Source organism: Salinicola avicenniae (genome assembly GCF_023736115.1).
Lineage (GTDB): Bacteria > Pseudomonadota > Gammaproteobacteria > Pseudomonadales > Halomonadaceae > Salinicola > Salinicola avicenniae.
Window position 1 is genome coordinate 227,454 of record NZ_JAKQZC010000006.1, and the last position, 14,698, is coordinate 242,151.

Here is a 14,698-nt window from a genome sequence, read left to right on the forward strand (position 1 = left end):
TTCCGGGCAGGGGTTCGTGACGGTCGTCCAGAATAGACCTTCGCCGCGATCGCCGACCGCAGGCGTCAGAGGCTGGGGGTCACCAGGCAGGAAACGGGACCGGCTCGCGTCAGCAAGACATGCCTACCGCGTTGCCGGGGTGTACTAACCCCGCCGCTGGCACGACGGGGACGAACCGAGAGCCCGACAAACAGCGCCCGGTGGCCGTGTTCGGCCACCGGGCGCCTCGGCCCCCTTTCTAGTGACGCTTAGCGCAGCCTAGTAACGCTTAGCGCAGCGCGATGCTGGCATAAGTCGGTTCGCCACGCGCGTGGTTGAGCGCCACGCTGGCACTGCTGTATTGCAGCGGCGGTTCGGCTTCGATCAGCGGCTCGGGGATCGGCTCCAGGCGGCGGATCTTCACCGCCTCGCCACGATCCTCGCGCGGCGGCGTGCCGAAATACTCACGGTAGCATTTGGAGAAGTGCGGCGTGGAGACGAAGCCGCAGGCGGAAGCGATCTCGATGATCGGCAGCGGCGTCTGCTTCAGCAGCTGCCGCGCGCGCGTCAGACGCAGCTTGAGATAGTAGCGCGATGGCGAACAGTGCAGATGGCGCTGGAACAGTCGTTCGAGCTGGCGCCGCGAGACCGCCACATAGCTTGCCAGTTCATCCAGCTCGATGGGCTCCTCGATGTTGGCTTCCATCAGTGCCACGATCTCCAGCAGCTTGGGCTGGGTCGTACCGAGCACGTGCTTGAGCGGCACGCGCTGCTGGTCTTCCTCGCCGCGCACTCGCTCGTAGATGAACATTTCCGAGATCGCCGCCGATAGGTCGCGGCCGTGATCGCGGCCGATCAGGTTGAGCATCATGTCCATCGGCGCCGTGCCGCCAGAGGCCGTGAAGCGGTCGCGGTCGATCGAGAACAGACGCGTACTCCAGGCGGCGCGGGGGTAGGCTTCCTGCATCGCCGCCAGACACTCCCAGTGAATGCTCACTTCGTAGCGATCCAGCAGGCCGGCCTGGGCCAACGCCCAGCTGCCGGTGCAGACGGAACCGATCCGCCGTAGCATCCGTGCCTGGCCCTGCAGCCAGGCAATCAGTGCCGGCGTCACCGAGCGCTGCGGCGCCACGCCACCACAGACGACCAGCCAGTCCAGACGCAGCGGCGACTGCGCGCTGGCGTCGGGCGTGACCTGCATGCCATCGCTGGCGCGCACCGGGGCCCCGTCCATGGTGATGATGTACCAGCGGTAGAGCTCGCGGCCCGCCAGCTGGTTGGCCATGCGCAGGGGTTCGATTGCCGAGGCCAGCGAGATCAGCGTGAAATTGTCGAGCAGCAGGAAGCCGAGTGTCTGCGGTTCCGGTACGGCGCCCTTGGGCACGGCTGCAGAGGGGGTGAAGCTTGCCATGTTGATATCTCCTCCAAGGATGAGTCGGTGGTTGTTGTTATTGCGGTTCCCTGGCGTCTATCGCTCCCCGACCCTGCTCTCGCTCTCCACGGAGAGCCGTACCGGATTCGGTGCGAGACGATGACAATAACCGTTATTCACGACTTTCCTGTAGCCTGATCGGTCTTGTCTCGACTCTAATCCTTGCGTCCAACTGACGCATGCATTTTTACCTCTCTGCGACATACCCATCGCCCACAGACAGACTAGTGTCGCTTTTAAGACAGATGCGACGATAAGTCGCGCTTCTGATGTCGTTTTTACGTCTTTTGGCGCACCAAGGATAAAAACAATTACCAATTGCAGTTGAAAACCAATACTATTCTTTCCTTTCTGAAAGCCACCCCGGCGCCAATCGACCCTCACCATGCTTATTCCCTTTCTCATCATGTTGCGCGAGGGCCTCGAGGCCGCGCTGATGGTCGGTATCATCGCCGGCTATCTCCATCGCACGTCACGCGCCGCTTGGCTGCCGGCCGTCTGGATTGGTGTCTTTCTGGCCGCCGCGCTCGCCCTGTTCGTGGGCGCCGGGCTGCAGTTCGCCAGCGCCGAGTTTCCACAGCGCCAGCAAGAGCTGTTCGAGGCCGGGGTCGGCTTTATCGCCGCCGGCGTACTGAGCTGGATGGTCCTGTGGATGCGCCGTGCCGCGCGCCGCATGGGGCAAGACCTGACGGCTGCGGTCGAGCAGGCCTTCAGCAGTCGCCGACGACACACCTATGCCCTGATCGGCATGGTCTTCCTGGCCGTGGCACGCGAGGGCCTGGAGTCGATCTTCTTTCTGCTGGCGGTCTTTCAGCAGAGTGGTAGCGCCCACGCCCCGCTCGGCGCCCTGCTAGGGCTGTGCGTGGCCGTCGGCATCGGTCTGGCGCTGTATCGCGGTAGCCTGCGCCTGCCGCTGCATCGCTTCTTCCGCGCCACCGGCGTTTTCATTCTGCTGGTGGCGGCCGGCCTCATGGCCGGCTCGGTGCGCGCCCTGCACGAGGCCGGTCTGTGGAACCACGCCCAGCAGGTCGCCTTCGACCTGAGCGGCACTCTGCCGCTGGATAGCGCGCTGGGATCGCTGCTGGCCGGCCTCTTCGGTTATCAGCCAGCGCCGACCTGGAGCGAAGTGACCGCTTACCTCGGTTACCTGGCGCTGATGCTGTGGCTGCTGCATCCGGGGCGGCAGGCGCCTGGCACGACCCGGCCTGCCTCGCAAGCCCAGGCCGTGCGCTCATGACGGCCCGCGATATCGCTCGCCCCCCGGCGGCGCCGTCCGCGCCCTCCCCGACGACGTTGCGTCTGGGCGTACTCGGTGCGTTTCTGCTCATGCTGGCTGCGCTGGCGACCTTTGCTCTGTCACTGAAAACCGCCTCCCCTGGCGGGGACAGCGACGCCCTGGTCACGGTCACCGCGCAGGGCTGCGAGCCGGCACACCTCGAAGTCGAAGCCGGTCGTCGCACCTTCACCGTGGTCAATCGTTCGCCGCGGGCGATCGAATGGGAAGTGGTCGACGGCGTGATGGTGCTGGCGGAACGCGAGAACATCGCGCCCGGGCTGCGCCAGCCATTGAGCGTCTCGCTCGCCCCCGGCGACTACGCCATGACCTGCGGCCTGCTGAGCAACCCGCGTGGCACGCTGCATGTCATACCGAACGGCGATGAGACGCCCCCCGCACTGGCCGCTACCGACTTCATCGGCCCGCTGGCGGAGTACCGGGTCTATACCACGCTGGAGCTGCGTCATCTCAAGCGCCAGGTGGCAGCGCTCGACGCCGCCATCGCCGAGGGTGATCTCGCCCTGGCGCGCCAACGCTATCACGACGCGCGCCGCCGCAGCCGTCATCTCGCGGTACCGACGGGGCTGTTCGGCGATCTCGATCAGCGTCTCGATGCCCGCGCGGCCTACTTCGCCGACCGCGAGGCCGACCCCGACTTCGTCGGTTTCCATCGTCTGGCGCTATCGCTGTTCGAACGTGACACCACCCACGATCTCGCGCCGATCGTCGAGCGCCTCGCGGCGGACGTCGACCAGCTCTCGCAGCGCCTGGCGGCGACAACGGTCCCGCCGGCCCAACTGGCCGACGGCAGTGCCCGCGTGCTACTCGCCTGGCACGACGCACACGCCTCGGGCGATACCTTGACGCCTCTGGCCCGCGCGGACCTCGCCGGTCTCAGCGAGGGCGTCGACAAGATCGTCGGCCTGCTCTCTCCCCTGCTGGCACAGCAAGCACCGGAGACCTTGACGCGCGTGCAGTCTGCCCTGTCATCACTGCAGCAGGACCTACCCGATAGCGAAGACGACACCAGCCGTGACGCGGCATCGGTCACCGATACCGGCAAGCTGCTGCAGGAGAGCGCGGCGCTGGCGCACGCGCTCGCCAGCGTCAACCACGCCCTCGCGTTGAGCGGCTAACTCACGGTTTGATATCCGATGCCCATGAAAAAGTCCGATAACGCCCACCGCTGCCCCTTCGCGCCTCCCACGAGCGACGTCGAGGCCTCTGTCGAAACACCGCGCGATCCCCCCCAGCGCGACCGCCGCCGCTTTCTGCGCAGCGCAGGACTGGCCGGCCTCGGTATCGGCGGGCTGGCGCTCAGCGGTCGTTGCCCGGCTCAGGCCGACGCCTTCTCTTCTCAGGCCGACGCCTCCTCTTCGGAGGTTACCCGCGCGCCGCTTCAGCGCAATGCCCAGCTCGCCTACCCCTTCCACGGTCGGCACCAGCAGGGCGTGACGACACCGCGACAAGCCACCGGCATGCTGGTGACCTTCGACGTGCTGGCACGAAACCGCGAACAGCTCGATCGACTCTGGCGCACGCTCGACGCCCGTATCGCCTTTCTCGTGCGCGGCGGCGAGTACCCGACCCGCGATCCCCGCTATCCGCCCCACGACTCCGGCATTCTCGGCCCGGAGATCGCGCCCGACGGCCTGACCATCACCGTGGCCGTCGGCGACTCGCTGTTCGATACCCGTTTCGGCCTGGCCGAGGCGCGCCCACGCCATCTACAGCGCATGACAGGCTTTCCCAACGACGCCCTGGACGCCACTCGCTGCCACGGCGATCTGGCATTACAGATCTGCGCCAACACGCTGGATACCGGCTATCACGCCCTGCGCGACATCATCAAGCACACCCCGGGATTGTTGATGGTCCGCTGGAAGCAGGAGGGCACGGTGCCACTGCTGCCCCCTTCCCCCGGCGATGTCGATGGCAGCGCGCGCAACTTTCTCGGCTTTCGGGACGGCTCCGCCAACCCGGATGGCACCGACACTGCCCTGATGGAGGCACTGATCTGGGTCGGCGCCGAGCATGACGAGCCCGCCTGGGCAACGGGTGGCACCTACCTCGCCGCGCGTATCATTCGCAACTTCGTGGAGCGCTGGGATCGCACGCCGCTGGGCGAGCAGGAGGCGATCTTCGGTCGCCGCAAGATGAGCGGCGCCCCGCTTTCCGGCGACGGCGCGGAAGGCCGAGAGCAGGATCTGCCCGACTACGCCACCGACCCCGATGGCGAGATCACTCCGCTGAACGCGCATATCCGACTGGCCAATCCGCGAACACCCGAAACGCAGAACAGCCGCCTGCTGCGCCGCCCGTTCAACTACGCGAACGGTGTCGAGGCCAACGGCCAGCTCGACATGGGGTTGCTGTTTCTCTGCTTCCAGGCGGATCTGGAAGCGGGCTTTATCGCGGTACAGCGTCGGCTCGATGGAGAACCGCTGGAGGAGTACATCCAGCCGGTGGGCGGCGGCTACTTCTTCGTGTTGCCGGGCGCCGTGGATGACAACGATTACCTCGGCCGCGGCCTGATGGCAGCGACTGCCTGAACAGACCTCCGGCCCGCATCGATATGCAAGAGGCGCTCGCGACGACGAGCGCACGACCTGGCCGATGGTTTCACCGGCCGACCGACAGACTGGCTGACCGACTCACGGATCATCGAAGGGAGCATCCCATGAAGACCTACCCGCAATGGATCATCGCCGGCGCACTGAGCCTGCTGACGCTGAGCAGTGCCCAAGCTGATGTCGCCCCGGAAGCGCTGATCGGCCCCGTGGCCGACTACAAGCTCTACGTGCTCGACAACCTGGAAATGCTGGTGACAGAGACCGAGGCGTTCACTGGCGCGATTCAGGACGGCGATCTCGAGCAGGCCCAGGCGCTCTACGCCCCGACCCGCGTCCATTACGAACGCATCGAGCCGATCGCCGAGCTGTTCGCCGATCTCGACGCCAGCATCGACGCCCGCGAAGACGACTACGAACACGGCGTCGAGGACCCGGATTTCACCGGTTTCCATCGCCTGGAGTACGCCCTGTTCCATGACGAGAGCACCGCCGGCATGGACGCCTATGCGCAGGGACTGATGGATGACGTCAACGACCTGGAACAGCGTATTCAGGCGTTGACCTTTCCGCCGGAAACGGTCGTCGGCGGCGGCGCGGCGCTGATGGAAGAGGTAGCCGCCACCAAGGTCAGCGGCGAAGAGGATCGCTACAGCCGTACCGACCTGTGGGACTTTCAGGGCAACGTCGACGGCGCGCGGCAGATCTTCGCCCTGTTCAAGCCGCTGGCCGCGCAGGAAGACCCCGACTTCGTTACCCGTGTCGAAGGCAACTTCGACGATGTCGAGGCGACCCTCGCCGAGTACCGCATCGACGCGGATGACCCCGAGGCCGGCTTCGTCTCCTACGACGAGGTCAGCGATGCGGATCGCCGCGCGCTGGCGGGCCCGGTCACCGTGCTCGCCGAGGATCTTTCCACCCTGCGCGGCATGCTCGGCCTGAACTGAGGGTTTGGGCACGCCGGCATCCGCCTCGTGCCTTTCACCCAGGTCTTTCCGCGGCGGGTGCTAGTCGGCGCCCGCCCCGAGCCAGCGACTCGGGCTGAATGCCGCACGGGACGGCGCCTCTTCGCCGCTGACGAGAGCCTCGGCCAGCCACTCGCCGGTCACTGCCCCCGTCGAGAGGCCAATATGGCCATGGCCGAAACCGAACCAGAGCCCCGGATGTCGGGGGGCGGCACCGATCACCGGCAACCCGTCCGGCAGCGATGGCCGCCGCCCCAGCCAGGGTTCGCCCCGCGGCGCCTCCAGCTTGAGCACCTCGCGAACCTGCGGCAGAACGCGCCTTAGCTGATGGGGTGTCGGCCGCGCATCGCGATGCGCGAATTCGATACCCGTCAGCACCCTCACCCCGTCATTCATGGGCGTACAGACAAAGGCACCCTCGACGTCGTGGAAGGGCATGTTCAGCTGCTGTCCGGCATCGAGCGCAAACTCCTGGTGGTAACCGCGCTCGAACGCCATCGGCAAACGGTAGCCCAGTGGCCGCACCAGCTCGTTCGACCAGGGACCGGCGCAGATGACCGCCTGTGCGAAGGTGTCGGCATGCCCGGCCACGCGATATCCCCCGGTGACCGGCTCGACGCCGGCCACGCTGCCCTCACGCCACTCGCCACCGCGCGCCACGAAAAGCGCTCGGTAACATGCCACCAGCGCGCCCGGCGAATCGACGTGGGCCGTGTCGGGAATTCGCATACCCAGCGAATAGTGACGCGAGGCGCCGTCGAATATCGACTCCAGCGCCTCGCCTTCGAGCGGCTCGAAGGCGACGCCGTTTTCCCCCCATAGCTGGCGCTCCCCATGCGTCCGCTCGTAGGCCTGAGGATGCCGATACAGCTTGGTCCAGCCGCGTTCGTGGAACAACGCCTCGGCATGGGCGGCGTGCGCCCAGCGTCGATGCGCGGCCAGCGCCGGCCGAATCAGCTGATCGAGAGCCTTGGCCCGACGCGCCACGGAGGCAGGCTCGCAGTCGCGCATGAAGCGCAGGAGCCAAGGCGCCACGCGCGGCAGAAACTGCGGGGCAATACGCAGCGCCGGGTCGCGATTGAACAGGTAGCGCGGCAGCTTGCCGAGGACACCGGGAATATTGAGAGGAATCACCGAGGCATGCGTGATAACACCGGCGTTACCATAGGAGGTCATCTCACGTGTCACAGCCGGCGCGAACAGCGTGACCCGGAAGCCACGTGCCTGTAGCGAAAGCGCCGTGCAACTCCCGACGATACCGCCACCGATGACGGCGACCGATGCCTGCGTTTCCATCATTTACCCCAGCAACCAGAAAGCGAAACCGATACTCATGAAATAGAGCGTCACCGGCAGTGCCATCATCATGGTTTTCACCGGATCGACCTTGATCCCGATAATCCCGCCGACCAGCCCAGTGACGACGAAAGTGGTCAAGCCCACCGGCGGCATCGACTGCCCCGCCATGGCCAGATGGGCGGCCCCCGCGGCCACCGCGGCAGGATCCTTGCCCAGATGGGTCAGCGCCGGCGCCATCATGCTCACGATCAGGGTCTGCGCCGTGGTCTGGGAACCGGTCAACATGCCCACGGCGATCGTCGCCAGGCCGCCGGCCAATGCCATCAGATGCGGCGCCAGTTCGGCGGTTGCCTGCTGCACGGTATCGATCAGGCCGGCCTGGTAGAACACACCGACCATAATCCCGGCACAGACCTGGATCTGCACCGTTTTGGCAACGTTGCGTAGCCCGGCGGCGACTAGCGCCCCGCCCTGCTCACGCACGCGGCGAAAGGCCAGGCTGACCAGCAATGCCACCAGAATCGCCAGCACCACACGGAACGCCAGCCCCTTGAGTATGGGCACCTGCTGCAGCATCGCCACGCCCTCGGCGACTAACGGCGTACGCGTGAAAATATTGAAGCCCAGTGATGCCGCGACAACGATCGCCAGCAGCAGACTCATCGGCACCAAGGTGGTCCAACCCCGGCGCACCACCTGCCGTAATGGCGCCGGCGCCTCCAGCAGTGTCCGGGAATCGACATCACGCACCAGCCAGGCCCCCACGGCCATCGCCACGACCACGCTGATGCCCATGGTGGCGTAGGCCCGCCCGAGTACCTGCCCAGGTTCAATACCCGTGAATGACGCGGCCAGATAGAACGACTGCGAGATCGGCGGCATGCCGGAGCCAATCACCGCCCCCATGACAATGATCACGGCAATACGCTCGCCGCTGAGCTTGAGCGCTGACAGCGTCGGAATCACCAGCAGCCCCACCACGGTGGCCGCGGCGATGGCATCTCCCAGCAACGAACCGCTCAGCACCAGCGTCAGCATGACCGCGCAGACCAACCCGGCGCTGGAGCGCCCGAACAGCGCGCGGAACAGATCCAACGCGGTCTGCATCGCGCCCAGGCGTACCTGAGACTCGGCGTAGACGCTGCCGACGATCGACAGCATGATGACCCAGGCCAATTTGTCGATACCGAAGATCGAGGCGGAGAGCACCTCCCTCGGCGCCAGCCCGCCCAGCACCGCAGCAGCCAGCGCCGCGCCCAGAAGCCCCACGATGACGTTGCCGCCGATCTTCGGGATCGGTAGCAGAATGATGGCAAACAGCAGCACCATGGGAACGATCACTAACCACATACGTCACACGTCCTTTTGTTGTTCTCATCAGTCTTGTCGTCACGATAAGCACTACTGTCGCCGACACGCGTGTCGCCAGGTCGCCGACCGCCGGTCATCCCCGATTGTCAGACCACCTGGAAGCCGCCGTGCCGCCATCCGTGTTCGATCGCGGTGTGTATATCGTAAATCGGGACACCCAGACACTCTCCCAGCCGCTGCCGGTAGGGTGACAGGTTGGTGCACTCCAGCAATAGCGCCCGCATATTGGGCGCACGCCGCTGCAGCGCTTGTGCAGCGGTAACGACCTCGGCCTCGACCCGGGCGGGGGCCCAGGTGTCGCGGTCGTGGCGAATCGTCGGATAGAAGACCTCGCTCGCCTCCAGCCCCTGAATCACCGTACCCGGACGCCAGAAGCGACCAAAATGGGATTCGCCGAGCGTGCCGGCATCGAAGGTCATGATGCCCAGTGCCGATGCGCCGCCAAAACGTTCGGCCAGGGATGGCACCAGATTGAGCGACGAGGAGACCAGCGGCACGGAAAGACGCGCCTGCAGACGGTCGTGAATGGCACAGACGAAACCGCAGGAAGTCGCGATCATCTCGGCACCCCGAGCGACCAGTTGCTGCCCTGCCGCCACGAAGTCGTCGACGATCGCCTCGTCGATGCGCGCACTGACGATCGCCGGCACGCTGGCGGAGTGCACCGTGGCATAGCGCACCTCGTGAGCGAAGCTCGCGGGGTTGCCGATATCGCCCGGCGGACGCGGGAATCGGGTCTTGAGCATCAGCACGCCGAGGGTCGGCGGCCGGGTAGGCGCGAGTGGGGTCAAGGCAGCAACGAAGTCGATACAGGGAGGTTAAGCGTACCGGAAAATGGCGTCGCGCCCTACCCCGGAGCGCCTTTGAATGACGCCGGTCGGCGATGTCGGATCGACTATGCTAAAGAAGGTCTCCCAAGCGGCAACGGCGCGGAGCGACGATCACGATTGTCGACTTTCGCAGCACCAGCATGCCTCCGTGGACCACGGTAAAGGGGCACCGATATCGCCTTCGGGCGTGAAACCCAATAGCCCTACAGGAACCGGCAAAAGGAGTTTGCCATGAGCCCTGCGAATGCCCGCCGGGTAACCCGCCACCGCTGCGGCAAAGGATTCACCTATCGCACCGCCAACGGCAAGACGCTCACCGACAAGGCCTGGCGCGACTGGATCGCAACGCTGGCGATTCCCCCGGCCTGGCGCGACGTCGAGATCGTGCTCGACAAGCGCCATCACATTCACGCGACCGGCCGCGACAGTGCCGGCCGCAAGCAGTACGTCTACAACGCCCAGTGGCGCGAGAAACGCGAAGTTCTCAAGTTCGACCGCATCATCGCGTTCGCGCAGCAACTGACGCCGATGCGGCGCATCACCGGACAGCATCTGGCACTGGCGGGCATGCCCAGAGAGAAGGTGCTCGCCTGCATGGTGCGGCTGATCGACAGCGCCTACTTCCGTCCGGGCAGCGAACGCTACCGGGCGGAGAACGATTCCTACGGCCTGACGACCATGCGCTCGAAGCACCTCACGATCGACGGCGACGAGCTGATCTTCGATTACCAAGGCAAAAGCGGTCAGCAGCAGCATCGTGTCGTCGAGGATCGGCGCCTGGCCACCATCGTCGCCGAGCTCGACGACATACCCGGCTACGAAATCTTCAAGTACTTCGACGACGACGGCCGCAAGGTGAACGTCGATAGCCACGACCTCAACGACTATCTCCACGAGGTCATGGGCGAGCGCTTCAGCGCCAAGGACTTTCGTACCTGGGCGGGCACCTCGATCGCGGCGCTTGCGCTGGAGGAGCTCGGCCCTGGCGACGACGACAAGACAAGCGAGAAGAACGTGCGCGAGGCCGTCGAACGCGTCGCCAAGACGCTCGGCAATACACCGAGTATCGCCAAGGCGAGCTATATCGATCCTCGCGTGGTCGAAAGCTATCTCGATGGCCGCACACTGGAGCACTTTCGCAAGCTGGTCGAGACGGAACTGGCGCAGGACGACGAGCTCACCGGCCCGGACGAACGGGCGATCCTGAGCCTGCTGCGCAGTCGACTCGAGAGCAAACGCTAGCCGGTCCGGCAACGCCTGGAGAGCGTCGCCATAGCCCTGGCCAAGGAACGCCGCGACCTATCGGCAATCGACGCTGGCCCGAGGCGATGCTAAAACGAAGGATTATCTTGATTCGGTCTCTCGGCGCCCAACGCCGAGAGACCCATCCCCAGACAAGGAAAGCATGATGACCCAAGCCGAGACCGCGACCGACGCCATCGTTTATGTCACCAACGCCGGCGACGGCACCATCGGCAGCTATCGTCTGGATCGTCAGGCGCAGACACTGACCCCGCTGGCGACTACCGCCGCCGCCGATAACGTCATGCCCTTGGCGGTCAGCCCTGACCGGCGCTATCTGTATGCCGCCATTCGTAGCGAACCGCTGCGCGTTCTCAGCTATCGTATCGAAGCCGACGGCGCACTCACGCCACTCGGCAGCGGTGCACTTGAGGGCAGCATGGCCTATATCGCCACCGACCGTAGTGGACGCTATCTGCTGGCGGCCTCCTACGGCGGCAACCTGGTGAGTATCAGCCCTATCGGCGAAGACGGTGTCGCCGGCGATGCCACCCAGACCCGCGAGAGCGGCAGTCGTGCCCATGCCATTCTGGCTACGCCGGACAACCGTCATGTCTTCGCGACCCACCTGGGTGACGACTGCCTGGGCCAGTACCGGCTCGAGGACGGTGCGCTGGTGCCCAACGACCCCGCGACGGTCGCCACCGAACCGGGTACCGGCCCGCGCCACTTCGTCTTTTCGCCCTGCGGCCGTTTCGTCTATGTACTCGGCGAATTCAGCGCCACGGTCACCACCTACGCACTCGATGCCGACCGCGGCACGCTGACCCAGATCGGCGTCTGCGATGCCCTTCCGGAGGGCTCCAACCTGGCGCCGGGCATGCCCCGCGAATCGATTCCTGACGGCGACGACACCCCACGTATCTGGGCGGCGGATCTGCACATCACGCCGGACGGCCGCTATCTCTACCTGTCCGAGCGCACCAGCAGCACGCTCAGCACGCTGCGCGCCGATCCGGAGAGTGGCGCCCTGCAGTTTGTCGGCAACCAGCCGACCGTCAAGCAGCCGCGGGGATTCGAGGTCGATCCGCTCGGCCAGTACCTGATCGCGGCGGGCGAGCTGAGCGACCACCTGAGTTGCTACCGGATCGACAGCGCCAGCGGGGTGCTGACGCATCTGCAGGATGTACCGGCGGGCACCAAGGCCAACTGGATCGAAATCGTCCCGCTCGGCTAGCGGGGCGATGCCGCCGGCAGCGCGCCGCGGGTATGCCCACGAATGCGCGCAGCCGGTGGCGCTGGTATACTCGCCCCCGACCCAAGTTGTCGACAACTTGGCCGGCGGCCGTTGTCATCGTAACGACCGGACGCGACGTCATCCTGTCCGAGCGCACGCCGGAAACGTCGCGAACTGAAGTCGACTAGTATCCCGAGGTTTTCGAGCGCTCGAGATTTCGTGCCACCGCTGCGATAAGAGAGGTTAACGCACCGACATGTCCAACACGCCCAAGATCATCTATACGCTGACTGACGAAGCCCCCGCGCTGGCTACCTATTCGCTGTTGCCGATCATCGAGGCCTTCACCGGAACCGCCGGTATCACTGTCGAGACCCGCGACATTTCCCTGGCCGCGCGCGTACTCGCCCAGTTCCCCGACCTGCTCGACGACCAGCAGCGCGTCAGCGACGACCTGAGCGAACTTGGCGCGCTGGCCAAGACGCCGGAAGCCAATATCATCAAGCTGCCCAACATCAGCGCTTCCGGCCCGCAGCTCAAGGCCACCATCAAGGAGCTGCAGAGCCAGGGCTATCCGCTGCCGAACTACCCCGACGAGCCGAAGGACGACAAGGAAAAGGCGATCAAGGCCGCCTACGACAAGGCCAAGGGTAGCGCCGTCAACCCGGTGCTGCGCGAAGGCAACTCCGACCGTCGCGCGCCCAAGTCGGTCAAGAACTACGCCAGGAAATATCCGCACCGCATGGGCGAGTGGGCGAGCGATTCCGACTCCCATGTCGCGCACATGAATGACGGCGACTTCTACGGCAGCGAGCAGTCCGCCACGATCGCCAAGGCCGGCAAGCTCAAGATCGCGCTCAAGCAGAAGAACGGCACCGAAAGCGTGCTCAAGGACGGCCTGGCCGTTCAGGCAGGCGAAGTCGTCGATGCCGCGCGCATGAGCAGCCGCCAGCTGCGCAACTTCATCGACAGCGAAATCAAGGATGCCAAGAAGCGCAACGTGCTCTTCTCGCTGCACCTGAAGGCGACCATGATGAAGGTTTCCGACCCGATCATGTTCGGCATCGTCGTCGAGGAGTTCTACAAGGAGGTGCTCGAGAAGCACCGTGAAGCGCTCGACCTGGCCGGCTTCAGCTCCAGCAGCGGCATCGGCGATCTCTACAGCGCGATCGAGAAGCTCCCGAGCGAACAGCAGGAAGCGATCACCGCCGACATCGACGCGCTCTACAAGGAGCGTCCGCCGATGGCGATGGTCAATTCACACAAGGGCATCACCAACCTGCATGTGCCGTCCGATGTGATCATCGATGCCTCGATGCCGGCGATGATCCGCGACTCCGGCAAGATGTGGGGAGCCGACGACCAGCTGCATGACGCCAAGGCAGTCATTCCGGATCGCTGCTACGCGACCATCTATCAGACCGTGATCGAAGACTGCAAGCAGCATGGCGCCTTCGACCCGACCACCATGGGCAGCGTCCCCAACGTGGGCCTGATGGCGCAGAAAGCCGAAGAGTACGGCTCGCACGACAAGACGTTTCATATCCCGGCGGACGGCACTGTCGTCGTGACCGACGAGCATGGCCAGACGCTGTTCAGCCATGACGTCGAAGCCGGCGATATCTGGCGCATGTGCCAGACCAAGGATGCGCCGATCAAGGATTGGGTCAAGCTCGCCGTCACCCGTGCCCGCGAAAGCGGCTCGCCGGCGCTGTTCTGGCTCGACGCCAATCGTGCGCACGATGCCCAGCTGATCGAGAAGGTGGAAACCTACCTCAAGGATCACGACACCAGCGGTCTGGATATCCGCATCCTGGCGCCGGTCGAGGCGATGAAGGTCTCGCTGGAACGCATCCGCCGGGGCGAGGACACCATCTCGGTGACCGGTAACGTGCTGCGCGACTACCTGACCGACCTGTTCCCGATCATGGAACTCGGCACCAGCGCCAAGATGCTCTCCATCGTCCCGCTGATGAACGGTGGCGGCCTGTTCGAGACCGGCGCCGGCGGCTCCGCGCCCAAGCACGTCCAGCAGTTCCTCGAGGAAAACCACCTGCGCTGGGATTCTCTAGGCGAATTTCTCGCGCTGGCGGCTTCCCTCGAGCACCTGGGCGGCACCTACGACAACGCCCGCGCCAAGGTGCTGGCAACCACACTGGATCGCGCCAACGGCGAGTTCCTCGACAGCGACAAGTCGCCCAAGCGCAAGGTCGGCGAGCTCGACAACCGCGGCAGCCACTTCTACCTGGCACTCTACTGGGCCAAGGAACTCGCCGCCCAGACCGAAGACAGCGAGCTGAAGTCGCTCTTCGAGGAGATCGCCAAGACGCTCGGCGACAACGAGCAGGCGATCCTCGACGAGCTCAACGGCGTGCAAGGCCAGCCGGTCGACATCAAGGGCTACTACCACCCGAACGGTGAACTGGCGAGCAGCGCCATGCGCCCGAGCCAGACGCTGAACGCCGCACTGGACAAGCTCTACAAGGCGTCCTGAGAC

11 protein-coding genes are annotated in these 14,698 nt (G+C 65.2%); 7 read left to right on the forward strand and 4 right to left on the reverse strand.

Translation table 11 applies throughout. The features are described from left to right. Positions 1-268: 268 nt before the first annotated feature. A complete protein-coding gene (gbdR, locus tag MC381_RS15690; protein WP_251978701.1) occupies positions 269-1,390 on the reverse strand; it encodes a choline metabolism transcriptional regulator GbdR in 1,122 nt (373 codons plus the stop codon). A gap of 406 nt (positions 1,391-1,796) precedes the next feature. On the opposite strand from gbdR, the gene efeU reads away from it, so the two are divergent. The 4 genes from efeU to efeO (MC381_RS15710) all read left to right on the forward strand — a co-directional run bounded on the left by efeU (position 1,797) and on the right by efeO (MC381_RS15710) (position 6,204). After that, positions 1,797-2,648, forward strand: coding sequence for an iron uptake transporter permease EfeU (gene efeU, locus MC381_RS15695; protein ID WP_251978702.1), 852 nt, complete (start codon positions 1,797-1,799; stop codon positions 2,646-2,648). Further along, the gene (efeO, locus tag MC381_RS15700) at positions 2,645-3,823 is read left to right on the forward strand and encodes an iron uptake system protein EfeO (RefSeq protein ID WP_251978703.1); all 1,179 of its coding nucleotides are present in this window, start codon (positions 2,645-2,647) and stop codon (positions 3,821-3,823) included. Before efeU ends, efeO (MC381_RS15700) begins: the two co-directional genes overlap by 4 nt. A 24-nt stretch (positions 3,824-3,847) precedes the next feature. Continuing rightward, positions 3,848-5,239 carry an iron uptake transporter deferrochelatase/peroxidase subunit gene (gene efeB, locus MC381_RS15705; RefSeq protein WP_251978704.1) on the forward strand — a complete coding sequence of 464 codons (1,392 nt, stop codon included), beginning with the start codon at positions 3,848-3,850 and terminating at the stop codon, positions 5,237-5,239. 128 nt (positions 5,240-5,367) lie between these two features. Beyond that, positions 5,368-6,204 (forward strand): iron uptake system protein EfeO, encoded by an 837-nt coding sequence (efeO, locus tag MC381_RS15710; RefSeq protein ID WP_251978705.1) that lies wholly within the window; start codon positions 5,368-5,370, stop codon positions 6,202-6,204. Between the two features lie 60 nt (positions 6,205-6,264). Here efeO (MC381_RS15710) and MC381_RS15715 read toward each other — a convergent pair whose 3' ends face one another. The 3 genes from MC381_RS15715 to MC381_RS15725 form a co-directional block, all read right to left on the reverse strand. After that, positions 6,265-7,518 (reverse strand): NAD(P)/FAD-dependent oxidoreductase, encoded by a 1,254-nt coding sequence (locus tag MC381_RS15715; RefSeq protein WP_251978706.1) that lies wholly within the window; start codon positions 7,516-7,518, stop codon positions 6,265-6,267. Positions 7,519-7,521: 3 nt separating this feature from the next. Next, entirely contained in the window at positions 7,522-8,871 is a 1,350-nt protein-coding gene (locus tag MC381_RS15720; protein WP_251978707.1) for a TRAP transporter large permease subunit, read from the reverse strand. Between the two features lie 107 nt (positions 8,872-8,978). Then, positions 8,979-9,638 (reverse strand): aspartate/glutamate racemase family protein, encoded by a 660-nt coding sequence (locus tag MC381_RS15725; protein ID WP_251978708.1) that lies wholly within the window; start codon positions 9,636-9,638, stop codon positions 8,979-8,981. Between the two features lie 315 nt (positions 9,639-9,953). Between MC381_RS15725 and MC381_RS15730 the strand changes: the two genes are divergently transcribed. The 3 genes from MC381_RS15730 (at position 9,954) to MC381_RS15740 (ending at position 14,695) form a co-directional block, all read left to right on the forward strand. Further along, entirely contained in the window at positions 9,954-10,964 is a 1,011-nt protein-coding gene (locus MC381_RS15730) for a DNA topoisomerase IB (RefSeq protein WP_251978709.1), read from the forward strand. A 166-nt stretch (positions 10,965-11,130) separates the two neighbouring features. Continuing rightward, complete coding sequence (locus MC381_RS15735) at positions 11,131-12,201, forward strand: lactonase family protein (RefSeq protein WP_251978710.1); 1,071 nt, start codon at positions 11,131-11,133, stop codon at positions 12,199-12,201. Positions 12,202-12,457: 256 nt separating this feature from the next. Continuing rightward, positions 12,458-14,695 (forward strand): NADP-dependent isocitrate dehydrogenase, encoded by a 2,238-nt coding sequence (locus MC381_RS15740; protein ID WP_251978711.1) that lies wholly within the window; start codon positions 12,458-12,460, stop codon positions 14,693-14,695. The last annotated feature ends 3 nt before the right edge of the window (positions 14,696-14,698 follow it).

Bases quoted from the DNA above. Each gene is read 5' to 3' on its own strand.
- gbdR (WP_251978701.1), bottom strand. From the start codon at position 1,390: ATGGCAAGCTTCACCCCCTCTGCAGCCGTGCCCAAGGGCGCCGTACCG.
- efeU (WP_251978702.1), top strand. From the start codon at position 1,797: ATGCTTATTCCCTTTCTCATCATGTTGCGCGAGGGCCTCGAGGCCGCG.
- efeO (WP_251978703.1), top strand. From the start codon at position 2,645: ATGACGGCCCGCGATATCGCTCGCCCCCCGGCGGCGCCGTCCGCGCCC.
- efeB (WP_251978704.1), top strand. From the start codon at position 3,848: ATGAAAAAGTCCGATAACGCCCACCGCTGCCCCTTCGCGCCTCCCACG.
- efeO (WP_251978705.1), top strand. From the start codon at position 5,368: ATGAAGACCTACCCGCAATGGATCATCGCCGGCGCACTGAGCCTGCTG.
- MC381_RS15715 (WP_251978706.1), bottom strand. From the start codon at position 7,518: ATGGAAACGCAGGCATCGGTCGCCGTCATCGGTGGCGGTATCGTCGGG.
- MC381_RS15720 (WP_251978707.1), bottom strand. From the start codon at position 8,871: ATGTGGTTAGTGATCGTTCCCATGGTGCTGCTGTTTGCCATCATTCTG.
- MC381_RS15725 (WP_251978708.1), bottom strand. From the start codon at position 9,638: ATGCTCAAGACCCGATTCCCGCGTCCGCCGGGCGATATCGGCAACCCC.
- MC381_RS15730 (WP_251978709.1), top strand. From the start codon at position 9,954: ATGAGCCCTGCGAATGCCCGCCGGGTAACCCGCCACCGCTGCGGCAAA.
- MC381_RS15735 (WP_251978710.1), top strand. From the start codon at position 11,131: ATGACCCAAGCCGAGACCGCGACCGACGCCATCGTTTATGTCACCAAC.
- MC381_RS15740 (WP_251978711.1), top strand. From the start codon at position 12,458: ATGTCCAACACGCCCAAGATCATCTATACGCTGACTGACGAAGCCCCC.